The 21,633-nt window shown below is 44.4% G+C and carries 25 protein-coding genes; 24 read left to right on the top strand and 1 reads right to left on the bottom strand.

Going from position 1 to position 21,633, the window contains the following annotated elements; genetic code table 11:
• The first annotated feature begins 1 nt into the window (after position 1).
• The 14 genes from JQX68_RS11600 (at position 2) to ypjB (ending at position 12,605) form a co-directional block, all read left to right on the top strand.
• Positions 2-649, top strand: coding sequence for a phosphoribosylanthranilate isomerase (locus JQX68_RS11600; RefSeq protein ID WP_147772178.1), 648 nt, complete (start codon positions 2-4; stop codon positions 647-649).
• Positions 630-1,832 (top strand): tryptophan synthase subunit beta, encoded by a 1,203-nt coding sequence (gene trpB, locus JQX68_RS11595; protein WP_069149786.1) that lies wholly within the window; start codon positions 630-632, stop codon positions 1,830-1,832. The genes JQX68_RS11600 and trpB overlap by 20 nt, the downstream gene beginning before the upstream one ends.
• Positions 1,825-2,628, top strand: coding sequence for a tryptophan synthase subunit alpha (gene trpA, locus JQX68_RS11590; protein ID WP_147772177.1), 804 nt, complete (start codon positions 1,825-1,827; stop codon positions 2,626-2,628). Before trpB ends, trpA begins: the two co-directional genes overlap by 8 nt.
• A 10-nt stretch (positions 2,629-2,638) precedes the next feature.
• Complete coding sequence (gene hisC / locus JQX68_RS11585) at positions 2,639-3,721, top strand: histidinol-phosphate transaminase (RefSeq protein ID WP_040082777.1); 1,083 nt, start codon at positions 2,639-2,641, stop codon at positions 3,719-3,721.
• A 48-nt stretch (positions 3,722-3,769) separates the two neighbouring features.
• The gene (locus tag JQX68_RS11580; protein ID WP_205440311.1) at positions 3,770-4,885 is read left to right on the top strand and encodes a prephenate dehydrogenase; all 1,116 of its coding nucleotides are present in this window, start codon (positions 3,770-3,772) and stop codon (positions 4,883-4,885) included.
• Between the two features lie 11 nt (positions 4,886-4,896).
• Positions 4,897-6,183 carry a 3-phosphoshikimate 1-carboxyvinyltransferase gene (gene aroA, locus JQX68_RS11575; RefSeq protein WP_147772175.1) on the top strand — a complete coding sequence of 429 codons (1,287 nt, stop codon included), beginning with the start codon at positions 4,897-4,899 and terminating at the stop codon, positions 6,181-6,183.
• Between the two features lie 348 nt (positions 6,184-6,531).
• The gene (locus JQX68_RS11570; protein ID WP_147772174.1) at positions 6,532-7,803 is read left to right on the top strand and encodes a tetratricopeptide repeat protein; all 1,272 of its coding nucleotides are present in this window, start codon (positions 6,532-6,534) and stop codon (positions 7,801-7,803) included.
• Positions 7,804-7,874: 71 nt separating this feature from the next.
• The gene (locus tag JQX68_RS11565; RefSeq protein WP_014664397.1) at positions 7,875-8,414 is read left to right on the top strand and encodes a ReoY family proteolytic degradation factor; all 540 of its coding nucleotides are present in this window, start codon (positions 7,875-7,877) and stop codon (positions 8,412-8,414) included.
• A 54-nt stretch (positions 8,415-8,468) separates the two neighbouring features.
• Entirely contained in the window at positions 8,469-8,915 is a 447-nt protein-coding gene (locus JQX68_RS11560; RefSeq protein ID WP_014664396.1) for a YpiF family protein, read from the top strand.
• A gap of 142 nt (positions 8,916-9,057) precedes the next feature.
• Positions 9,058-9,561 (top strand): Rieske (2Fe-2S) protein, encoded by a 504-nt coding sequence (locus JQX68_RS11555; RefSeq protein ID WP_004398062.1) that lies wholly within the window; start codon positions 9,058-9,060, stop codon positions 9,559-9,561.
• Between the two features lies 1 nt (position 9,562).
• Entirely contained in the window at positions 9,563-10,237 is a 675-nt protein-coding gene (gene qcrB, locus JQX68_RS11550; protein ID WP_003225560.1) for a menaquinol-cytochrome c reductase cytochrome b subunit, read from the top strand.
• 34 nt (positions 10,238-10,271) lie between these two features.
• The gene (locus tag JQX68_RS11545) at positions 10,272-11,039 is read left to right on the top strand and encodes a menaquinol-cytochrome c reductase cytochrome b/c subunit (protein ID WP_014664395.1); all 768 of its coding nucleotides are present in this window, start codon (positions 10,272-10,274) and stop codon (positions 11,037-11,039) included.
• Between the two features lie 109 nt (positions 11,040-11,148).
• Positions 11,149-11,742: a lipoprotein heptaprenylglyceryl N-acetyltransferase LhaT gene (gene lhaT, locus JQX68_RS11540; protein ID WP_205440310.1), complete on the top strand. Its 594-nt coding sequence runs from the start codon at positions 11,149-11,151 to the stop codon at positions 11,740-11,742.
• 68 nt (positions 11,743-11,810) lie between these two features.
• On the top strand, positions 11,811-12,605 hold the full coding sequence (gene ypjB, locus JQX68_RS11535; RefSeq protein WP_014664393.1) for a sporulation protein YpjB: 795 nt from the start codon (positions 11,811-11,813) through the stop codon (positions 12,603-12,605).
• Positions 12,606-12,646: 41 nt separating this feature from the next.
• Here the strand turns inward: ypjB and JQX68_RS11530 are convergent, their stop codons facing one another.
• Positions 12,647-13,519: a YitT family protein gene (locus JQX68_RS11530; RefSeq protein ID WP_003230635.1), complete on the bottom strand. Its 873-nt coding sequence runs from the start codon at positions 13,517-13,519 to the stop codon at positions 12,647-12,649.
• A 140-nt stretch (positions 13,520-13,659) separates the two neighbouring features.
• Between JQX68_RS11530 and JQX68_RS11525 the strand changes: the two genes are divergently transcribed.
• From JQX68_RS11525 to panD, 10 genes are all read left to right on the top strand, one after another.
• Entirely contained in the window at positions 13,660-13,995 is a 336-nt protein-coding gene (locus tag JQX68_RS11525; RefSeq protein WP_014664392.1) for a nucleotide pyrophosphohydrolase, read from the top strand.
• A gap of 11 nt (positions 13,996-14,006) precedes the next feature.
• Positions 14,007-14,810 carry a 4-hydroxy-tetrahydrodipicolinate reductase gene (dapB, locus tag JQX68_RS11520; protein WP_014664391.1) on the top strand — a complete coding sequence of 268 codons (804 nt, stop codon included), beginning with the start codon at positions 14,007-14,009 and terminating at the stop codon, positions 14,808-14,810.
• A gap of 15 nt (positions 14,811-14,825) precedes the next feature.
• On the top strand, positions 14,826-15,239 hold the full coding sequence (gene mgsA, locus JQX68_RS11515; protein WP_014664390.1) for a methylglyoxal synthase: 414 nt from the start codon (positions 14,826-14,828) through the stop codon (positions 15,237-15,239).
• Positions 15,232-15,942: a bacillithiol biosynthesis deacetylase BshB1 gene (bshB1, locus tag JQX68_RS11510; RefSeq protein ID WP_147772171.1), complete on the top strand. Its 711-nt coding sequence runs from the start codon at positions 15,232-15,234 to the stop codon at positions 15,940-15,942. Before mgsA ends, bshB1 begins: the two co-directional genes overlap by 8 nt.
• A complete protein-coding gene (gene bshA, locus JQX68_RS11505) occupies positions 15,939-17,072 on the top strand; it encodes an N-acetyl-alpha-D-glucosaminyl L-malate synthase BshA (RefSeq protein WP_069839233.1) in 1,134 nt (377 codons plus the stop codon). The genes bshB1 and bshA overlap by 4 nt, the downstream gene beginning before the upstream one ends.
• Before the next feature lie 4 nt (positions 17,073-17,076).
• Positions 17,077-18,270 carry a CCA tRNA nucleotidyltransferase gene (locus JQX68_RS11500; RefSeq protein ID WP_071580477.1) on the top strand — a complete coding sequence of 398 codons (1,194 nt, stop codon included), beginning with the start codon at positions 17,077-17,079 and terminating at the stop codon, positions 18,268-18,270.
• Positions 18,255-19,232, top strand: coding sequence for a biotin--[acetyl-CoA-carboxylase] ligase (locus JQX68_RS11495; protein ID WP_147772170.1), 978 nt, complete (start codon positions 18,255-18,257; stop codon positions 19,230-19,232). The genes JQX68_RS11500 and JQX68_RS11495 overlap by 16 nt, the downstream gene beginning before the upstream one ends.
• 245 nt (positions 19,233-19,477) lie before the next feature.
• The gene (panB, locus tag JQX68_RS11490; protein WP_014664385.1) at positions 19,478-20,311 is read left to right on the top strand and encodes a 3-methyl-2-oxobutanoate hydroxymethyltransferase; all 834 of its coding nucleotides are present in this window, start codon (positions 19,478-19,480) and stop codon (positions 20,309-20,311) included.
• Between the two features lies 1 nt (position 20,312).
• Positions 20,313-21,173 (top strand): pantoate--beta-alanine ligase, encoded by an 861-nt coding sequence (panC, locus tag JQX68_RS11485; RefSeq protein ID WP_014664384.1) that lies wholly within the window; start codon positions 20,313-20,315, stop codon positions 21,171-21,173.
• A gap of 1 nt (position 21,174) precedes the next feature.
• Positions 21,175-21,558 carry an aspartate 1-decarboxylase gene (gene panD / locus JQX68_RS11480; RefSeq protein ID WP_014664383.1) on the top strand — a complete coding sequence of 128 codons (384 nt, stop codon included), beginning with the start codon at positions 21,175-21,177 and terminating at the stop codon, positions 21,556-21,558.
• Positions 21,559-21,633: the final 75 nt, after the last annotated feature.

The raw sequence follows: 21,633 nt of genomic DNA, 5'->3' as shown, positions 1-21,633 counted from the left end.
TGTGGAGAAACCGGCATTAAAATATTGCGGTATTCGGTCACTAAAGGATTTGCAGCTTGCGGCGCAATCACAGGCTGACTATCTTGGCTTTATATTTGCTGAAAGCAAACGAAAAGTATCTCCGCAAGATGTGAAAAAGTGGCTGAACCAGGTTCGTGTCGAAAAAAAAGTTGCAGGTGTTTTTGTTAATGAATCAATAGAGAGGATGTCACGCATTGCTAAGGAATTGAAGCTTGACGTCATTCAACTTCATGGTGATGAAAACCCGGCGGATGCTGATGCGCTTCGCAAACTGACAGATTGTGAAATTTGGAAGGCGCTTCACCATCATCATAATACAACTCAAGAAATAGCCCGCTTTATAGATAATGTGGATGGCTTTGTGATTGATTCATCTGTAAAAGGGGCTAGAGGCGGAACTGGTGTTGCATTTTCATGGGATTGTGTGCCGGAATATCAGCGGGCGGTGATTGGTAAACGCTGCTTTATCGCTGGCGGGGTGAATCCGGATAGCGTCAAAGGCCTATTGAAATGGCAGCCGGCAGGAATTGACCTTGCCAGCGGAATTGAAAAAAACGGGCAAAAAGATAAAAATCTGATGAGGCTTTTAGAAGAAAGGATGAACCGATATGTATCCATATCCGAATGAAATAGGCAGATACGGTGATTTTGGTGGGAAGTTTGTTCCGGAAACACTCATGCAGCCGTTAGATGAAATAGAGACAGCATTTAAACAAATCAAGGATGATCCTGTTTTTCGTGAAGAATATTATAAGCTGTTAAAGGACTATTCCGGACGGCCGACTGCATTAACATATGCTGATCGAGTCACTGAATACTTAGGCGGCGCGAAAATCTATTTGAAACGAGAAGATTTAAACCATACAGGTTCCCATAAAATCAATAATGCGTTAGGCCAAGCGCTGCTTGCTAAAAAAATGGGCAAAACGAAAATCATTGCTGAAACGGGCGCCGGACAGCACGGCGTTGCCGCTGCAACAGTCGCAGCCAAATTCGGTTTTTCGTGCATTGTGTTTATGGGCGAAGAGGATGTTGCCCGCCAGTCTCTGAACGTTTTTCGTATGAAGCTTCTTGGTGCGGAAGTAGTGCCTGTAACAAGCGGGAACGGAACATTGAAGGATGCTACAAATGAGGCGATCCGTTACTGGGTTCAGCATTGCGAGGATCATTTTTACATGATTGGATCGGTTGTCGGTCCGCACCCTTATCCGCAAGTGGTCCGCGAATTTCAAAAAATGATCGGAGAGGAAGCGAAGGATCAGCTGAAACGTATTGAAGGCGCTCTGCCTGATAAAGTAGTGGCATGTGTAGGCGGAGGAAGCAATGCGATGGGGATGTTTCAGGCATTTTTAAACGAAGATGTTGAACTGATCGGAGCTGAAGCTGCAGGAAAAGGAATAGATACTCCTCTTCATGCCGCTACTATTTCGAAAGGTACCGTAGGGGTTATTCACGGTTCATTGACATATCTCATTCAGGATGAGTTCGGGCAGATAATTGAGCCTTACTCTATTTCAGCAGGTCTCGACTATCCGGGGATCGGTCCGGAGCACGCTTACTTGCATAAGAGCGGCCGTGTCACTTATGACAGTATCACAGATGAAGAAGCGGTGAATGCATTAAAGCTCTTGTCAGAAAAAGAGGGGATTTTGCCGGCAATCGAATCTGCCCATGCGTTAGCGAAGGCATTCAAACTCGCCAAAGGAATGGATCGCGGTCAAATCATTCTCGTTTGTTTATCAGGACGGGGAGATAAGGATGTCAACACATTAATGAATGTATTGGAAAATGAGGTGAAAGCCCATGTTTAAATTAGATCTTCAACCATCAGAAAAATTGTTTATCCCGTTTATTACGGCTGGCGATCCAGTGCCTGAGGTTTCGATTGAACTGGCGAAGTCTCTCCAAAAAGCTGGCGCCACAGCACTGGAGCTTGGTGTTCCATACTCTGACCCGCTTGCAGACGGCCCGGTGATACAGCGGGCTTCAAAGCGGGCGCTTGATCAAGGAATGAATATCGTAAAGGCAATCGAATTAGGCGGAGAAATGAAAAAAAACGGAGTGAATATTCCGATTATCCTCTTTACGTATTATAATCCTGTGTTACAATTGAACAAAGAATACTTTTTCGCTTTACTGCGGGAAAATCATATTGACGGTCTGCTTGTTCCGGATCTGCCACTAGAAGAAAGCGCCAGCCTTCAAGAGGAATGTAAAAGCCATGAGGTGACGTATATTTCTTTGGTTGCGCCGACAAGTGAAAGCCGTTTGAAAACCATTATTGAACAAGCCGAGGGCTTCGTCTACTGTGTATCTTCTCTGGGTGTGACCGGTGTCCGCAATGAGTTCAATTCATCCATGTACCCGTTCATTCGGGCTGTGAAGGATCTCAGCACTGTTCCGGTCGCTGTAGGGTTCGGTATATCAAACCGTGAACAGGTCCTAAAGATGAATGAAATTTGTGACGGTGTCGTAGTAGGAAGTGCGCTCGTCAGAAGGATAGAAGAATTAAAGGACCGGCTCACCAGCGCTGAAAAGAGAAAACAAGCGCTGCAGGAATTTGAGGAGTACGCAATGGCGTTTGGCGGCTTGTACAGTTTAAAATGAGGTGACTGATTTGCGTATCAAAGAACATTTAAAACAGCTGAAGCCTTATCAGCCCGGTAAGCCGATCGAAGCAGTGAAATCAGAATATGGCTTGGATAAAGTTGTGAAGCTTGCTTCAAACGAGAATCCGTACGGCTGTTCGGAGGCTGCAAAAGAGGCGCTTCATCATGAGATTCAACAGCTTGCCCTTTACCCAGACGGGTATAGCGCCGCTTTGCGGACAAGGCTCAGTAAGCACCTCAATGTCAGCGAAACATCACTTATTTTCGGCAACGGTTCTGATGAAATCATTCAAATCATCTGTCGGGCATTTTTAAACGATAAAACAAACACGGTTACTGCTGCCCCCACTTTTCCGCAATATAAACATAATGCGGTCATTGAAGGTGCTGAAGTACGTGAAATCGCACTTCGTCCTGACGGCTCACATGATCTAGACGCCATGTTAGAAGCGATCGACGAACAGACACAAGTCGTTTGGATATGCAGCCCGAATAATCCGACTGGCACTTATACATCTGAAGGAGAATTACTCGCATTTCTGGAGCGCGTTCCTTCACGTGTCCTTGTCGTTCTTGACGAAGCATATTATGAATATGTAACAGCCGAGGATTACCCGGAAACCGTGCCGCTCTTAAGCAAGTATTCCAATTTGATGATTTTGCGCACATTTTCAAAAGCATATGGTCTGGCAGCGCTCAGAGTCGGATACGGAATTGCTGACGAGAACCTGATTCGCCAGATTGAGCCGGCGAGAGAGCCGTTTAATACGAGCCGTCTGGGCCAGGCTGCGGCGATCGCAGCACTTGATGATCAAGCGTTTATTGCTTCCTGTGTCGAGCAAAATAATGCAGGCCTTCAGCAGTATTATGATTTTGCGAAGACTCATGGTTTAAAGTGCTACCCTTCACAGACAAATTTTGTGTTAATGGACTTTAAACGCCCTGCTGATGAACTGTTTCAGGCTCTGCTTGAAAAAGGCTATATCGTCCGGTCAGGAAATGCGTTAGGTTTCCCGACATCACTCCGGATTACGATCGGAACAAAAGAGCAAAACGAAGAAATACTTGCCATTTTAGCTGAAATTTTATAAGAGGTGATCAAATGTCACCTCTTTAGTCTATAAACCAGGTGATGACGTATGAATCGAATGAAAGATACAATATTGCTCGCCGGTCTCGGATTGATAGGCGGTTCGATTGCGCTAGCGATCAAAAAAAATCACCCCGGCAAACGGATTATCGGAATCGACATCTCTGATGAACAGGCGGTTGCCGCATTAAAGTTAGGTGTGATAGACGATCGTGCTGATTCGTTTATTAGCGGTGCGAAAGAGTCGTCTACAGTCATCATTGCGACACCAGTCGAACAAACGCTGGTTATGCTTGAAGAGCTGGCTCATTCAGGAATTGAACACGAGCTTTTGATTACGGATGTGGGAAGCACAAAGCAAAAAGTGGTTGATTATGCTGATCAAGTGCTGCCTAGCCGCTATCAATTTGTCGGAGGGCATCCGATGGCGGGTTCACATAAATCAGGGGTGGCCGCTGCGAAAGAATTCCTATTTGAAAATGCATTTTATATTTTAACACCAGGCCAGAAAACGGATAGGCAAGCGGTAAAACAATTGAAAAACCTGCTGAAGGGGACAAATGCCCATTTTGTGGAAATGTCACCAGAGGAACATGATGGCGTCACGAGTGTTATTAGTCATTTTCCGCATATTGTCGCAGCAAGCCTAGTTCATCAAACCCATCATTCGGAAGACCTTTATCCGCTAGTTAAGCGTTTTGCTGCCGGCGGGTTCAGAGATATTACAAGGATTGCATCGAGCAGCCCGGCCATGTGGCGGGATATTCTACTACATAATAAAGATAAAATTTTGGATCGTTTTGATGAGTGGATTCGTGAAATTGACAAGATCCGTACATATGTAGAACAGGAAGATGCGGAAAATCTATTTCGTTATTTTAAAACAGCTAAGGATTATCGCGACGGGCTGCCGCTTCGGCAGAAGGGAGCGATACCGGCATTTTATGATTTATACGTGGATGTTCCCGATCATCCGGGTGTGATATCCGAGATAACGGCGATCTTAGCTGCGGAGCGCATCAGCATCACGAATATCCGCATTATTGAAACACGAGAGGATATTAACGGGATTTTAAGGATCAGTTTTCAGTCTGATGACGATCGCAAACGGGCAGAACAATGCATTGAAGCCCGGGCGGAATATGAAACTTTTTATGCTGATTGAGGTGGAAAAAAATGAAACAAAAAAAGGTGCAGGCCTTACACGGAGAAATACATATTCCCGGTGATAAATCCATTTCTCACCGCTCTGTTATGTTTGGCGCGCTAGCGACAGGCACAACAACAGTTAAAAACTTTCTGCCGGGAGCAGATTGTCTGAGCACAATCGATTGCTTTAGAAAAATGGGTGTTCAAATTGAGCAAAGCGGCAGCGATGTCGTGATTCACGGAAAAGGAATCGATGCCCTGAAAGAGCCAGAAAGCCTTTTGGATGTCGGAAATTCAGGTACAACAATTCGCCTGATGCTCGGAATATTGGCGGGTCGCCCTTTTTACAGCGCGGTAGCCGGAGATGAGAGCATTGCGAAGCGTCCAATGAAGCGTGTTACTGAGCCTTTGAAAAAAATGGGGGCTAAAATCGACGGCAGAGCCGGTGGAGAATTTACACCGCTGTCAGTGAGCGGCGCCTCATTAAAAGGCATTGATTATGTATCACCTGTCGCAAGCGCGCAAATTAAATCTGCTGTTTTGCTGGCCGGATTACAGGCTGCGGGCACAACAACTGTTACAGAGCCCCATAAATCCCGCGACCACACTGAGCGGATGCTGTCTGCTTTTGGCGTTAAGCTTTCTGAAGATCAAACAAGCGTTTCCATTGATGGAGGCCAGAAACTGACAGCTGCTGATATTTTTGTTCCTGGAGACATTTCTTCAGCCGCGTTTTTCCTTGCTGCTGGCGCGATGGTTCCAAACAGCAGAATTGTATTGAAAAACGTTGGGTTAAATCCGACTCGGACAGGTATTATTGATGTCCTTCAAAACATGGGGGCAAAACTTGAAATTAAACCATCTGCTGACAGCAGTGCAGAGCCTTATGGAGATTTGATTATAGAAACGTCATCTCTCAAAGCAGTTGAAATCGGAGGAGATATCATTCCGCGTTTAATTGATGAAATCCCTATCATCGCGCTTCTTGCGACTCAGGCGGAAGGAACGACCGTTATTAAGGACGCGGCAGAGCTTAAAGTGAAAGAAACAAACCGCATTGACACTGTTGTTTCTGAGCTTCGCAAGCTAGGTGCTGAAATTGAACCGACAGCAGATGGAATGAAGGTTTATGGCAAACAAACGCTGAAAGGCGGCGCAGCAGTGTCCAGCCACGGAGATCATCGAATCGGAATGATGCTTGGTATTGCTTCCTGTATAACAGAGGAGCCGATTGACATCGAGCACACGGATGCCATTCACGTTTCTTATCCAACCTTCTTCGAACATTTAAATAAGCTTTCTAAAAAATCCTGAAGTTTTACTTCAGGATTTTTTTTGCAGATTGACTGGAAGAATCATAATTCGAGGCAAAAAAACATAGCTTGTCTTATAGAGAGGAAAGAAAAACGAAAAGGGGGGATGCGCTTTACTGACAAGCCGGCAGGTCAAAGAGCTGCTTTACTGTACAGAGGGCGATCTTCCTTTTTTCATTTTCTATCTCAAGATCTTTTGGTAAACTAATAAGACTCAATAATTTCCTTCCGTACAGCAAGCATCTTATTTGCCGGGGGCATTCGTCTGAATTAAGATAAGATTAACCCGAACAAATAAAGCTTTTTTGTATGGTTGATGTTGTATAGGAAAAGAAAGGACCGGTCCGATTTGAATACATTAATTCAAGAAGCCATAAAATTAGTTGAAGCAGGTGAAACAGAAAAAGGTCTCAATACGCTCTCGAAAGCCGAAAAACAGCTGCATGATGAAGATAAAGCGATTGCAGCCCAGCTTTATTACGAGTGGGGCGATGTAGAAAAAGCCATTTCACTGATTAGTGATTTACATGATTTATACCCAAATGAAACAGAACTGACGAATTTCTACGCTGAACTTTTAATAGATATTGACGAAGAAGAAAAAGCTCTTGCTGTGCTGGAGACTATTCCGGAAACAGATCCATCATATCCGGAAAGTTTGCTGCTTATGGCGGATCTTTATCAGATGCAGGGATTATTCGAAGTCAGTGAACAAAAGCTTTTACAGGCAAAGTCCATTCTGGCCAATGAACCCGTTATTGATTTTGCACTGGGGGAACTTTACTTTACTCAGGGAGCCTATGCAAAAGCGGTTCAATATTTTAAATCAACGGCTGAGGAGAAGAGTGAGATCGGAGGCGTTAATGTCCATCAAAGACTGGCAGAATCGTTAAGTGCCTCTGGTGAATTTGAGGATGCCATTCCATGGTACGAGAAAGCTGTTGATGAGAGTCCTGATCCTAATACGATTTTCGGCTATGGGTTTACAGCTTTACAGGCGGAGCTTGTAAAAACGGCTATTAAGCAGCTGTCTGATTTAAAGGAGCTTGATCCATCTTATTCTTCACTGTATATGCCGCTCTCAAAAAGCTATGAAGCTGAAGGAATGTATGAAGAGGCATTAAAAACGGCAAAAGAGGGTATCAGATATGATGAATATAACAAAGAACTTTTCCTTTATGCCGCCAAAATGGCCCTGAAAATCGGGAAGTCAGAAGAAGGGAAAAAGCTGCTTCAGGAGGCGCTTGCGCTTGACCCAGGATTCGTCGAAGCGCTTCATACACTTCTTGCCGTGTATCATAAAGAAGAGGATTATGAACAGATCATTGATCTTATTCAAGAGGTTCGCAGCTACGGTGAAGAAGATCCGAAATACAATTGGTATCTTGCAAGCGCATATACTGAATTAGAGCAATACGAGGAAGCAAAACAATCCTTTGAGGCTGCCTATCTTCATTACCGGGAGGATAGAGATTTCTTATATGAATACGCAAGCTTCCTATTAGAAGAAGGCCTTCAAAAAGAAGCGCTGCCGTTTTTGAAAAAGGTTCTTGAAATGGACGGAGCCAATGAAGAGCTGGAAGAAACGATTTTGCGAATCGAGGATGAATTTTCGAGATAAGCAGGAATATTAACCGTTCATGTGGAACATATAAGTATATAGATTATACGAACGATAGAGGAGGGAATTACATGCAGACCCCTGTTTCTGTCAATGAGAAAAAGGATTTTATCCGTTGGTTTTTAAACCATTATCAGTTAAAGCGCCGAGAGTGCGTTTGGATCTTGAACTACTTAATGAGCCATGATTCTCTCATGGAGAAGGTTCATTTTGTGGAGCAGGCTGAATTTTGCCCGAGAGGCATTATAATGTCAACACATTGTGTTGAAGAAGTTCCGTTTCGGTTCTATAAAGAGAATGTCATGACTACCGACGCGGAAAAATCTTTTCATGATATTAGATTAAATAAACAGCAGGATTTGTTTATCCAGCTTAATTTCCGTTCGGCCTACAGCTCACCTGAGTATGCGGCGGTGCTGGAGTCCAATCCGCATATGCCGAAAGATCTTTTTGAGAATAAAAAAGACCAGGGGTTGGCGGAACAGATTTTGGAGCACGCCATTTCCACATTCCAAAGAGAAAAATTATTAAAAGACATTGACGACGCGTTAGATCGTCATGATAAAGAAGCATTTGAACAATTATCGCGCCAATTGAATCAGCTCACATAATATGACCAGCCTTGCAGCGTATTGCAAGGCTTGTTGCCGTAAAGGGGGAGAACAATGAGGTGGAGAATCACTGATGCCAAGGACTATTTACAAGCTAAGGATTACATTGATACCGCTGTCATTCCATTAATTAACATAAAGGTGGATAACCATTTTAAAATGGCGGCGGAGAAAGGCGAGTTTACACAGCTTCTCTCAGAGGAATTGGAAAGGCAGTTAAAGGGACGGGTATATTTACTGCCTCCTTATACATATGTTGATAGAAATGACATAACCGTTCAAGGGCTTAAGGATTTGCGGGAAGAGCTGCTAACGGAATTTCCGCATGTTGTCCTGCTCACATCTGACGAAAATTGGAGAACTGAGGATACGTTAGGCAAAATGATTGTTACACCGTCTGTTCCATTAGAGCATTTAAATGACTCTTTAAAAAGAAAAATATTGGATGAACGCACTGCTGAAATTTTGAACGTTTTGTTACAGTTATGGAGCACTTCATAAAAACACTTACATTTCCTCATAAACAATATTTTGGCTATATTGACCTTGCTGAGAGATTCATATATTATGAGGGTGTCTAGAGTTATTGCAATATTTTCTATTTTAGTCAGTTTGCAGGGGTGACCTAGAGGGGGGAGAAGAGATGGGCGGAAAACATGATATATCCAGACGTCAATTTTTGAATTATACGCTCACAGGCGTAGGAGGTTTTATGGCGGCTAGTATGCTCATGCCTATGGTTCGCTTTGCACTCGACCCGGTATTAAAATCGACAGGGAAGCAGGACATGGTTCAGGTTGTCAGTGTTGATGAGTTGACAAAAGAGCCGCAGCGCTTTGATTTCAAAATTAATCAAGTCGATGCCTGGTATGAGTCCGAAGAGTCAAGATCAGCCTGGGTCTTCAAAAACGGGGATGAAATTGTAGCACTTTCGCCAATTTGTAAACATTTAGGGTGTACGGTGAACTGGAATAGTGATCCTAAAAACCCGAATAAATTCTTTTGTCCATGCCATTACGGACTCTATGAAAAGGACGGCACCAATGTCCCTGGCACGCCGCCGCTTTCGCCTCTTGATCATTACGAGCAAGAAGTAAAAGACGGCTTCCTGTATCTTGGAAAAGCAAAGCCTAAGGGGGAAGGGTGACATGCTGAACAAAATTTATGACTGGGTAGACGAGCGGCTTGATATTACACCGATGTGGAGGGATATTGCCGATCACGAAGTACCGGAACATGTGAATCCCGCCCATCATTTCTCTGCGTTTGTGTATTGCTTTGGGGGACTGACGTTTTTTGTAACCGTTATCCAAGTATTATCTGGAATGTTTTTAACGATGTATTATGTGCCTGATATCAAAAATGCCTGGGAATCGGTATATTATTTGCAAAATGAAGTGGCATTCGGCCAGATTGTCAGGGGGATGCACCATTGGGGTGCGAGCTTGGTCATTGTGATGATGTTTTTACATACGCTGAGGGTCTTTTTCCAAGGCGCGTACAAAAAGCCGCGCGAGCTGAACTGGATTGTCGGTGTGCTGATCTTTTTTGTCATGCTCGGTCTTGGTTTTACAGGCTACTTGCTTCCTTGGGATATGAAGGCACTGTTTGCAACAAAAGTCGGGCTGCAGATCGCCGAGGCCACACCTTTGATCGGGACGCAAGTTAAAACGCTCCTTGCAGGGCATCCGGATATTGTAGGCGCCCAAACGCTGACTCGGTTTTTTGCGATCCATGTATTCTTTCTTCCTGCCGCATTGTTCGGGCTGATGGCAGCACATTTTATTATGATCCGGAAGCAGGGGATTTCAGGACCGCTTTAAACTCTTGATCTGCGAATAAAAGGGAGGGAACGACATGCACCGGGGCAAAGGGATGAAATTTGTAGGCGACTCAAGGATACCGGCTGAAAAAAAGCCGAATATACCGAAGGATTATTCGGAGTATCCCGGTAAAACAGAGGCTTTCTGGCCAAATTTCTTGTTAAAGGAATGGATGGTTGGAGCTGTCTTTCTCATCGGTTTTCTTGTTTTGACGATTGTGCATCAGCCGCCTTTAGAGCGGATGGCTGACCCGACTGATACTGGTTATATTCCGCTGCCGGATTGGTATTTTCTTTTCTTATACCAGCTGTTGAAGTATGAATACGCCGCCGGAAGCTTTACAGTGGTCGGCGCCATGATTATGCCAGGTCTCGCTTTTGGAGCCCTGCTTTTGGCTCCATTCTTAGACAGAGGGGCAGAAAGAAGGCCGTGGAAGCGTCCGGTCGCTGTCGGTATGATGCTTCTGGCCATTTCCGCTGCTGTATTTTTGACGTGGCAGTCAGTTGCTACTCATGACTGGGCCAAGGCAGAGGAACAGGGGAAAATCACAAAAGAGGCCGACATTGACACCAATACAGAAGGATATAAGATTTTTAAGGAACAAGGCTGTATTTCTTGCCATGGGGATAACCTTCAGGGAGGAGCGGCTGGACCTTCATTGGTTGACAGCGGGCTGAAACCGGAAGAAATCAAAAAGATCGCTGTAGAAGGGAAAGGCAAAATGCCTGCGGGTGTGTTCAAAGGAAATGATAAGCAGCTCGAAGAACTTGCGAAATTTATTTCTGAAACAACCGCAAAATAACGTATTGTGAATTGTCAAATGGAAGGATATACTTTTATTATCAAAAGCTGACCTGGCGTCAGCTTTTTTATATGGACACATTATTTTTACAGACTGAGAGTTGATTGATGTGAAATGGTTTCAATATGTATTAGGACAGAGGCCGATGCTTATTTTTGTCTTAGCCATTAATTTTCTGGGAACGGTTTACGGCTACTATTGGTACTTGCCGCAGCTCCTGGAGACACCGGCCCGTTTCCTGGTTTTTGTTCCAGATAGTCCGACAGCAACGTTTTTCTTTCTGTTTGTGCTGCTTGCCTTTATCATGAAACGGAATGCTCCGCTCTTTGAAGCGCTTGCGCTAGTTACTCTCGTAAAGTATGGCCTATGGGCGGTCGCTATGAATTTTCTTGTGCTTGCAGTAACTGGTGACTTGCCTTGGGAGGGCTACATGCTAATTGCTTCGCATTTTGCAATGGCAGTGCAAGGCGTATTATACAGTCCGTATTTTCGTTTTTCATTTTGGCATCTTGCAATTGCTGCAGTCTGGACACTGCATAACGATGTCATTGACTACTTGTTTGATATGATGCCGCAGTACTCTATGCTTTCTAATTATATGACTGAAATAGGGTACGGAACATTTTGGCTAAGCATCTTTTCAATCGGGCTTGCTTACTTCCTTGTGATCTCGAAAAAGCAAACGAAGCTTAAGCTGATGTAAAGACAATGTTGGTCTATCCTTGTCCCTTTCTTCATATTCTGTAAGGAGAGAGAGTGGGAGGGACCTGCATGAAACGAAAGCTGACGATCTGTTTGTTGATTGCTCTTATTTTTTATAATGGAAATGCCAAGGCTGCAGAGCGGGGAAGCCTCGAGGAATTGAATGATTTATCCGATACGGTCTTTCAAATGACCCGTCAGTCGAAATATGAAGAGGCGCTGCAAGTCCTGGGTTATTTTGAGAAAACATTAAAATCCGCTGAGAAAAAACAGCAAGATTCCATGCTAACAGGAGCCCAAATCCGTCAAATCACACTGGGCTATAATGATATGGTTCGAAGTTTAAAGCAGGCTGATACATCAGACACGCAAAAACTCAGAGCAGCCGCGCAGTTCAGAATGCTGATGGATGCGGTTGACAACCGGTCTGACCCACTTTGGGGTTCACTGGAAAAACCGATTATGGAAGCCTTTACTGAGCTGAAGCGAGATGTCCAAAAGAATGAAGGCACTAGCTTCCATGAAAAATGGAATGAATTTATCAGTTTATATGATTTGATTTACCCAAGTCTTACAATCGATGTATCAGAGGAAAAGCTGGAAACAGTCGGAAAACATATAGATGTTATTGAACAAGGGGAATTTCAACAAATGACAGAGAGCACGAAGCTTGAACGGCTTTCCCTTCTTCAGCATGACCTGAAAAATTTGTTTGACAGGGCGGAGGAGGATGATGCCGATCCGTCTTTACTGTGGGTGATGATTACAACCGGCAGTATCATCATTACAGCTCTCACCTATGTCGGCTACAGAAAGTACAAGGCGGAAAAAAACAAGCTGAAAAAACGGGACTACCCTAAATAAGGATGAGGGGCGGCGGTCAGCCGCCTTTTTTCTATTACATGTCAGCGTGGAAGCGGATTTTTATTTTCATCAAGCGTAAATCCTTCTCCGAGCACATCGTGGACATCGCTTACGGCTACAAAGGCATGAGGGTCAATGGAGTTAATCACGCTTTTCAGCATCACCAATTCGTTTTTCGGCACCACACAATAAAGTACATCTATATCCTCTTTTGTGTAGGAGCCTTGTCCTTTCAAAATGGTGACGCCCCGTTCCATTTCTTCAAGGATCTTTTTCTGAATCAGGTCGTTTTTCGATGAAATGATCGTAGCGCCTTTAGCAGCGTATCCGCCTTCCTGAATAAAATCGATTAATCTTGCCGCTACAAATACAGCTACCAGCGTATACATCGCTTCTTTATAGGAGAGATAAGTAAGCAAAGACAAAATGATGACGCAGGCATCGAAAGCAAACATTGTTCTGCCCATCGGGATTCCAAAATACTTATTCACTAAACGTGCGATGATATCAACACCGCCTGTCGTACCGCCGAACTTGAAAATAATTCCCAGTCCGGCTCCAATGAATACGCCGGCAAATAAAGCGGCGAGCGCTAAGTCGTGCTGAAGGGGCATATGGATTTCATATCGCTGAAAGATGCTGAGGAACAAAGACAAGGCCACAGTGCCGACAAGGGTATAAACAAACATTGTCCTGCCGAGCAAACGCCAGCCAATAAAAAAAATCGGAATGTTTAACACTAGGTTCGAGATAGAGGGGCTGATGTGGAAAAGAGCATAAAGCAAAAGTGTAATACCTGTAAAACCGCCCTCAGCCAGATTGTTTTGCATATTGAAATGAACCAAGCCAAATGAAAAAATTGCCGCTCCGATTAAAATGAAAAATATGTTTTTTAATCTAATTTCTCCAAGCATCACACAAAACCCCTTTTCCTTCCATTAGATAGCGTTTATATTATAGTGGATGAAAAAGAAAACAGCAAACGTGCTTAAACATTTGTCAAACGTATCTGAATTAGCTAACATGTAAGAGGATGATAGGAGGTTTCGTTTCAGTGAGTGATAAAACAATGAAAGACATACAGGCTGAAGTAGACCGTTACATCGGCCAGTTTAAAGAAGGATATTTCAGCCCGCTAGCCATGGTGGCAAGGCTGACTGAAGAACTGGGCGAACTTGCCAGAGAAGTCAATCACCGCTACGGAGAAAAACCAAAAAAAGCGACTGAAGACGATAAAAGCATGGAAGAGGAAATGGGCGATGTGCTATTTGTATTGGTTTGTTTAGCCAACTCTCTTGATATCTCTTTAGAGGAAGCCCACGACCGAGTCATGCATAAATTTAATACAAGAGATAAAGATCGCTGGACCAGAAAAGAAGAAGGAAAGTAGAGGAGATCAAGATGTCAAACGAAACAATTAAAGTAGTCATTGCAGGGCCGCGTGGAAGAATGGGGCAGGAAGCTGTTAAATTGGCAGAACGAACCCCTCATTTTGACCTTGTCGGTGCTATAGACCATACATACGATCAGCAAAAATTATCTGATGTGATGCCTGTTGAGTCAGATGCTTTAATTTACACAGATATCCATGCCTGTTTTACAGAAACACAACCGGATGTCTTGATTGATTTAACAACGCCTGAAATCGGAAAAGTACATACAAAAATCGCATTAGAGCACGGCGTCCGTCCAGTTGTCGGAACAACCGGTTTCTCAGAAGCTGATTTAAAAGAGCTCACGTCCTTAACAGAAGAAAAGGGGATCGGAGCCATCATTGCTCCAAACTTTGCGCTGGGCGCGGTGCTGATGATGAAATTTTCAAAAATGGCTGCCAACTATTTTGAAGATGTAGAGATTATTGAGCTTCATCATGACCAGAAGCTTGACGCACCAAGCGGAACTGCGCTTAAAACAGCGGAAATGATTTCAGAAGTCCGTAAAGAAAAGCAGCAAGGACATCCAGATGAAAAAGAAATTCTCCCAGGAGCTAGAGGAGCGGAGCAAAACGGTATTCGCTTGCACAGCGTCCGTCTTCCGGGGCTGATCGCACATCAAGAGGTCATGTTCGGCATGGATGGCCAAACGCTTCAGATCCGACACGATTCTTATAATCGCGCTTCTTTCATGTCAGGTGTTAAGCTGTCAGTCGAACAAGTCATGAAGATTGATCAGCTTGTGTACGGACTAGAAAATATCATTGATTAGACGGGGGGAGAAACGATGAAAATTGCTTTAATCGCGCATGACAAGAAAAAACAGGATATGGTTCAATTTACGACTGCCTATCGGGATATTTTGAAGCATCATGATCTGTACGCGACCGGAACCACAGGGTTGAAAATTCAAGAGGCGACAGGCCTTCAAATTGAACGTTTTCAATCCGGTCCTCTAGGGGGAGACCAGCAAATCGGAGCACTGATCGCAGCTAATGCACTCGATCTTGTCATTTTTTTGCGCGACCCGCTGACCGCGCAGCCGCATGAACCGGATGTCTCGGCATTAATCCGGTTGTGTGATGTGTATTCCATTCCGCTCGCCACAAATATGGGTACTGCGGAAATTCTTGTCCGGACACTTGATGAAGGTGTTTTCGAATTCCGCGACCTTCTTCGGGGAGAAGAGCCGAATGTATAATGCTGACGTTCTTGCTTTCGGCGCCCACAGTGATGATGTCGAGATCGGAATGGGCGGTACAATAGCGAAGTTTGTCAAACAGGGAAAAAAAGTAATGATATGCGATTTGACAGAAGCGGAACTCTCTTCTAACGGTACGGTCAGTTTGCGTAGAGAAGAAGCAGCTGAAGCAGCACGCATATTAGGCGCAGATAAAAGGATTCAGCTGACGCTTCCGGACCGCGGCCTAATGATGAGCGATCAGGCAATTCGGTCGATTGTTACAGTGATCAGAACCAACCGGCCAAAAGCGGTTTTTATGCCGTATAAAAAGGATCGCCATCCGGATCACGGCAATGCGGCTGCACTGGTGGAAGAAGCGATTTTTTCCGCTGGAATCCATAAATATAAAGACGAAAAAAGCCTTCCGGCGCATAAAGTCAGCAAGGTTTACTATTATATGATAAATGGTTTTCATCAGCCGAATTTTGTCATTGATATCTCGGATACAATAGAGGCAAAAAAACAAAGCCTCAATGCCTATAAAAGCCAGTTTATCCCGTCAAAGGATTCAGTTTCTACTCCACTGACGAATGGTTATATCGAGATCGTCGAAGCGAGAGAAAAGCTTTACGGTAAAGAAGCGGGCGTGGAGTATGCAGAAGGTTTCTTTTCCAAACGGATGCTGATGCTAGATCATGATGTTCTTGGGGGCGAACAATGAAAAAACTAAAAATAGGGATCACATGCTATCCGAGCGTCGGAGGCTCAGGTATCATTGCGACAGAACTGGGGAAGCAGCTTGCTGAAAAGGGACATGAAATCCATTTCATCACATCAAGCATTCCGTTTAGACTGAATACATATCATCCCAATATTCATTTTCATGAAGTTGAGGTTAATCAATATGCTGTTTTCAAGTATCCTCCGTATGATTTGACATTGGCAAGCAAAATCGCTGAGGTGGCGGAGCGGGAGAATTTAGACATTATCCATGCTCACTATGCTCTCCCGCATGCTGTTTGCGCCTATCTTGCAAAACAGATGCTGAAACGCAATATCGGCATCGTCACAACTTTGCACGGCACGGATATCACGGTATTAGGTTATGACCCGTCTCTAAAAGATCTGATCCGTTTTGCCATCGAGTCATCAGACAGGGTAACTGCCGTCTCTTCAGCGCTTGCAGCTGAAACATATGATTTAATTAAACCGGAGAAAAAAATCGAAACGATTTATAACTTTATAGACGAGCGCGTGTATCTGAAGAAAAACACAACAACAATTAAAGAGAAACATGGAATCTTACCAGATGAAAAAGTCGTCATCCATGTGTCCAACTTCAGAAAGGTCAAACGCGTGCAGGATGTCATTCGTGTGTTCCGTAATATCGCCGGTAAAACGAAAGCGAAGCTGCTTTTAGTCGGAGACGGTCCGGAAAAATCGACAGCCTGCGAGCTTATCAGAAAATATGGCTTGGAAGACCAAGTCTTAATGCTTGGTAATCAAGACCGTGTTGAAGAACTTTATTCTATTAGCGATTTGAAGCTGCTGCTGTCTGAAAAAGAAAGTTTTGGCCTTGTCCTTCTGGAAGCGATGGCTTGCGGGGTGCCTTGTATCGGAACGAACATTGGCGGTATCCCGGAGGTTATTAAAAACAATGTGAGCGGATTTTTGGTGGATGTCGGTGATGTTGCAGGCGCAACAGCCCGCGCGATGAGCATTTTAGAAGATGAACAGCTAAGCAGTCGTTTTACAAAGGCGGCAATAGAGATGCTTGAAAATGAATTTTCCTCCAAGAAAATTGTCAGTCAGTATGAACAGATTTATGCCGATTTAGCAGAACCGGAGTGATCACATGGAAAAAGTTTTTATCAAAGCACTTCCCGTGCTCCGCACCTTAATCGAAGCGGGCCATCAGGCTTATTTTGTCGGGGGCGCAGTTCGTGACAGTTATATGAAACGAACGATCGGAGATGTCGATATCGCGACAGATGCGGCACCTGATCAAGTAGAACGGCTGTTTCAGCGGACTGTTGATGTAGGCAAAGAGCACGGGACCATCATTGTGCTCTGGGAAGATGAAACCTATGAAGTCACGACATTCCGGACTGAGTCTGATTACGTGGATTACAGAAGACCGTCAGAAGTGCAATTTATCTCATCATTAGAAGAGGATTTAAAACGCAGAGATTTGACGATCAATGCGATGGCCATGACAGCGGACGGGAAGGTGCTTGATTATTTTGGCGGCAGGAAAGATATTGATCAAAAAGTGATTCGAACCGTTGGAAAGCCCGAGGACAGATTTCAAGAAGATGCGCTTCGTATGCTGAGAGCCGTACGCTTTATGAGCCAGCTTGGCTTTACGCTTTCACCGGAAACAGAAAAAGCCATTTCGATAGAAAAATCTCTCCTCTCCCATGTTTCAGTCGAACGAAAAACAATAGAGTTCGAGAAATTGCTGCAGGGAAGAGCTTCCCGCCAAGCGCTTCAAACGCTTATTCAAACGAGGCTGTATGAAGAGCTGCCTGGTTTGTATCATAAACGAGAAAACCTGATTTCAGCGAGTGAGTTTCCATTCTTCTCTTTAACATCACGTGAGGAGCTTTGGGCAGCTCTTTTAATTGACCTCGACATCGTCTTGAAAGACGCGCCTCTTTTCCTGAAAGCCTGGAAGCTCCCGGGAAAAGTGATGAAGGAAGCCATTCACATTGCCGATACGTTTGGCCAGAGCCTTGACGCAATGTCAATGTACAGAGCTGGGGAAAAATCACTGCTCTCAGCGGCCAAAATATCGCAGCTGCGGCAAAACAAAACACTGGATGAAAAAAAACTGAAGGACATTCAATACGCTTATCAAAACCTGCCGATCAAAAGCCTTAAGGATCTTGATCTCACGGGTAAGGATTTGCTTGCGCTTCGAAACCGGCCGGCCGGAAAATGGGTGTCGGAAGAATTACAGAGGATCGAGCAGGCTGTTGTGACAGGAAAGCTCTCCAATCAAAAGAAACACATAGAGGAGTGGCTGAAGACATGCGGTCAACATTAAGAAAAGACCTTATTGAATTATTTGCTCAGGCCGGCAAAGAATTTATTTCCGGCCAAAAAATCAGTGATGCACTCGGCTGTTCTAGAACTGCTGTATGGAAGCATATTGAAGAGCTTCGAAAAGAGGGCTATGAAGTAGAAGCCGTAAGAAGAAAAGGATATCGGCTCATCAAAAAGCCCGGGAAACTCAGTGAAAGCGAAATTCGCTTTGGATTAAAAACGGACATGATGGGGCAGCATCTTATTTATCATGACGTTCTTTCAAGCACGCAAAAATCGGCTCATGAGCTTGCGAATAATAATGCACCGGAAGGCACCCTCGTGGTGGCTGACAAACAAACAGCCGGAAGGGGCCGAATGTCTAGGGTATGGCATTCTCAAGAAGGAAACGGCATTTGGATGAGCCTGATTTTGCGGCCAGACATCCCGCTCCAAAAAACACCCCAGCTCACACTGCTTGCTGCAGTAGCTGTTGTGCAGGGAATAGAAGAGGCGGCAGGCATCCAAACGGATATTAAATGGCCTAATGATATTTTAATTAACGGAAAAAAAACAGTCGGCATCCTAACAGAAATGCAGGCTGAAGAAGACCGCGTACGTTCAGTGATCATTGGAATCGGCATTAACGTTAACCAGCAGCCTGCTGATTTTCCAGATGAATTGAAGGACATCGCGACAAGCCTCAGCCAAGCCGCTGGAGAAAAAGTCGATCGGGCTGGCGTCATCCAGCAAATTTTACTTTGCTTTGAGAAACGGTACCGGGATTATATGACACACGGATTTACGCCGATTAAGCTTTTATGGGAAAGCTATGCGCTCGGAATTGGCGCTAATATGAGAGCCAGAACGTTAAACGGAACCTTTTACGGGAAGGCGTTAGGTATAGATGATGAAGGCGTTCTGCTTTTAGAAACGAATGAAGGCATGAAAAAAATCTATTCTGCCGATATTGAATTGGGCTAATGTGTTGGTACAAGCCCGTTGATTTTGGTATACTTCCATTGGGCAGTATCGCCTGCGAACTGCACCTATTATTAAAATAGATTGACATTGCAGCAGTCTGCCTTGATCCAAAAAAGGACTGGGACAGAGGGATGAAACTCGCCGAACTTTAGAAAGTGAAGGATCCTTCTCGTTGTAACGGAAGGTTTTTTGGCTTGCAGAAGAAAACGGCAGCTCATCTCCTCTAAACATGAGGAGGAGAAAACATGAAAACAAAACTGGATTTTCTAAAAATGAAGGAGTCTGAAGAACCGATCGTCATGCTGACCGCTTATGATTATCCGGCAGCTAAGCTTGCTGAACAAGCGGGAGTTGACATGATTTTAGTCGGTGATTCACTCGGAATGGTCGTTCTCGGCCTTGATTCAACTGTCGGTGTGACAGTAGCGGACATGATTCATCATACAAAAGCCGTTAAAAGGGGAGCGCCGAATACCTTTATTGTGACAGATATGCCTTTTATGTCTTATCATCTTTCCAAGGAAGATACGCTGAAAAATGCAGCGGCTATCGTTCAGGAAAGCGGAGCAGACGCACTAAAGCTTGAGGGCGGAGAAGGCGTATTTGAATCCATTCGCGCATTGACGCTTGGTGGCATTCCAGTAGTCAGTCACTTAGGTTTAACTCCGCAGTCAGTCGGCGTATTGGGTGGATATAAAGTACAGGGCAAAGATGAACAAAGCGCCAAAAAATTAATAGAAGACAGTATAAAATGCGAAGAGGCAGGAGCTATGATGCTTGTGCTGGAATGTGTACCGGCGGAACTAACAGCCAAAATTGCCGAGACGCTAAGCATCCCGGTCATCGGAATCGGGGCTGGTGTGAAAGCGGACGGACAAGTTCTCGTTTATCATGATATAATCGGCCACGGTGTTGAGAGAACACCTAAATTCGTAAAGCAATATACGCGCATTGACGAAACCATCGAAACAGCAATCAGCGGATATGTTCAGGATGTACGACATCGTGCTTTCCCTGAACAAAAGCATTCCTTTCAAATGAACCAGACAGTTCTGAACGGCTTGTACGGGGGAAAATAAGATGAGACAGATTACTGATATTTCACAGCTGAAAGAAGCGATAAAACAATACCAATCAGAGGGCAGGTCAATCGGATTTGTTCCGACGATGGGGTTTCTGCATGAGGGGCATTTAACCTTAGCAGACAAAGCTAGACAAGAAAACGACACTGTTATTATGAGTATTTTTGTCAATCCTGCACAATTCGGCCCTAATGAAGATTTTGAAGCATATCCACGCGATATTGAGCGGGATGCAGCTCTTGCGGAAAACGCGGGAGTCGATATTCTTTTTACGCCGGATGCTCATGATATGTATCCCGGTGAAAAGAATGTCACGATTCATGTAGAAAGACGCACAGACGTGTTATGTGGGCGCTCAAGAGAGGGACATTTTGACGGTGTTGCGATCGTACTGACGAAGCTGTTCAATCTTGTTCAGCCGACCCGTGCCTATTTCGGTTTAAAGGATGCGCAGCAGGTAGCTGTTGTTGATGGCTTAATCAGCGACTTTTTCATGGATATTGAATTGGTTGCTGTCGATACGGTGAGAGAGGAAGACGGCTTAGCCAAAAGCTCCCGCAATGTATACTTAACAGCTGAGGAAAGAAAGGAAGCGCCTAAGCTGTATCGGGCCCTGCAAACCAGTGCGGAGCTGATCCAAGCCGGTGAAAGAGACCCGGAAGCGGTGATAAAAGCTGCAAAAGAAATCATTGAAACGACAAGCGGAGCGATAGATTATATAGAGCTTTATTCCTATCCGGAACTCGAACCTGTGAATGAAATTGCCGGAAAGATGATTCTCGCTGTTGCAGTTGCTTTTTCAAAAGCGCGTTTAATAGATAATATCATTATTGATATTCGAGAAATGGAGAGAATATAATATGTATCGAACAATGATGAGCGGCAAGCTTCACAGGGCAACTGTTACGGAAGCAAACCTGAACTATGTGGGAAGCATTACAATTGATGAAGATCTCATTGATGCGGTGGGAATGCTTCCTAATGAAAAAGTACAAATTGTGAATAATAATAATGGAGCACGTCTTGAAACGTATATTATTCCTGGTAAACGGGGAAGCGGCGTCATATGCTTAAACGGTGCAGCCGCACGCCTTGTGCAGGAAGGAGATAAGGTTATTATTATTTCCTACAAAATGATGTCTGATCAAGAAGCGGAAAGCCACGAGCCAAAAGTGGCTGTTCTCAATGATCAAAACAAAATTGAACAAATGCTGGGGAACGAACCAGCCCGTACAATTTTGTAGAAGAAAAGCCCCCTTTATCGGGGGTTTTCTTTTAAGATTTTGAGAGTAAAACGGTTTTGCCGCTCCATTTCCGTA

The sequence above is a fragment of the Bacillus sp. LJBS06 genome, assembly GCF_016924995.1.
GTDB lineage: Bacteria > Bacillota > Bacilli > Bacillales > Bacillaceae > Bacillus > Bacillus stercoris.
This window is presented reverse-complemented; position numbering and strand designations above follow the sequence as displayed.

What these genes read in the sequence shown, in the direction of transcription:
- panB (WP_014664385.1), top strand. Translation starts at nt 19,478, where the DNA reads ATGAAAACAAAACTGGATTTTCTAAAAATGAAGGAGTCTGAAGAACCG.
- qcrB (WP_003225560.1), top strand. Translation starts at nt 9,563, where the DNA reads ATGCTGAACAAAATTTATGACTGGGTAGACGAGCGGCTTGATATTACA.
- trpA (WP_147772177.1), top strand. Translation starts at nt 1,825, where the DNA reads ATGTTTAAATTAGATCTTCAACCATCAGAAAAATTGTTTATCCCGTTT.
- mgsA (WP_014664390.1), top strand. Translation starts at nt 14,826, where the DNA reads ATGAAAATTGCTTTAATCGCGCATGACAAGAAAAAACAGGATATGGTT.
- JQX68_RS11580 (WP_205440311.1), top strand. Translation starts at nt 3,770, where the DNA reads ATGAATCGAATGAAAGATACAATATTGCTCGCCGGTCTCGGATTGATA.
- dapB (WP_014664391.1), top strand. Translation starts at nt 14,007, where the DNA reads ATGTCAAACGAAACAATTAAAGTAGTCATTGCAGGGCCGCGTGGAAGA.
- bshB1 (WP_147772171.1), top strand. Translation starts at nt 15,232, where the DNA reads ATGTATAATGCTGACGTTCTTGCTTTCGGCGCCCACAGTGATGATGTC.
- aroA (WP_147772175.1), top strand. Translation starts at nt 4,897, where the DNA reads ATGAAACAAAAAAAGGTGCAGGCCTTACACGGAGAAATACATATTCCC.
- JQX68_RS11500 (WP_071580477.1), top strand. Translation starts at nt 17,077, where the DNA reads ATGGAAAAAGTTTTTATCAAAGCACTTCCCGTGCTCCGCACCTTAATC.
- panD (WP_014664383.1), top strand. Translation starts at nt 21,175, where the DNA reads ATGTATCGAACAATGATGAGCGGCAAGCTTCACAGGGCAACTGTTACG.
- JQX68_RS11560 (WP_014664396.1), top strand. Translation starts at nt 8,469, where the DNA reads ATGAGGTGGAGAATCACTGATGCCAAGGACTATTTACAAGCTAAGGAT.
- JQX68_RS11530 (WP_003230635.1), bottom strand. Translation starts at nt 13,519, where the DNA reads ATGCTTGGAGAAATTAGATTAAAAAACATATTTTTCATTTTAATCGGA.
- panC (WP_014664384.1), top strand. Translation starts at nt 20,313, where the DNA reads ATGAGACAGATTACTGATATTTCACAGCTGAAAGAAGCGATAAAACAA.
- trpB (WP_069149786.1), top strand. Translation starts at nt 630, where the DNA reads ATGTATCCATATCCGAATGAAATAGGCAGATACGGTGATTTTGGTGGG.
- bshA (WP_069839233.1), top strand. Translation starts at nt 15,939, where the DNA reads ATGAAAAAACTAAAAATAGGGATCACATGCTATCCGAGCGTCGGAGGC.
- ypjB (WP_014664393.1), top strand. Translation starts at nt 11,811, where the DNA reads ATGAAACGAAAGCTGACGATCTGTTTGTTGATTGCTCTTATTTTTTAT.
- JQX68_RS11555 (WP_004398062.1), top strand. Translation starts at nt 9,058, where the DNA reads ATGGGCGGAAAACATGATATATCCAGACGTCAATTTTTGAATTATACG.
- JQX68_RS11545 (WP_014664395.1), top strand. Translation starts at nt 10,272, where the DNA reads ATGCACCGGGGCAAAGGGATGAAATTTGTAGGCGACTCAAGGATACCG.
- JQX68_RS11565 (WP_014664397.1), top strand. Translation starts at nt 7,875, where the DNA reads ATGCAGACCCCTGTTTCTGTCAATGAGAAAAAGGATTTTATCCGTTGG.
- JQX68_RS11495 (WP_147772170.1), top strand. Translation starts at nt 18,255, where the DNA reads ATGCGGTCAACATTAAGAAAAGACCTTATTGAATTATTTGCTCAGGCC.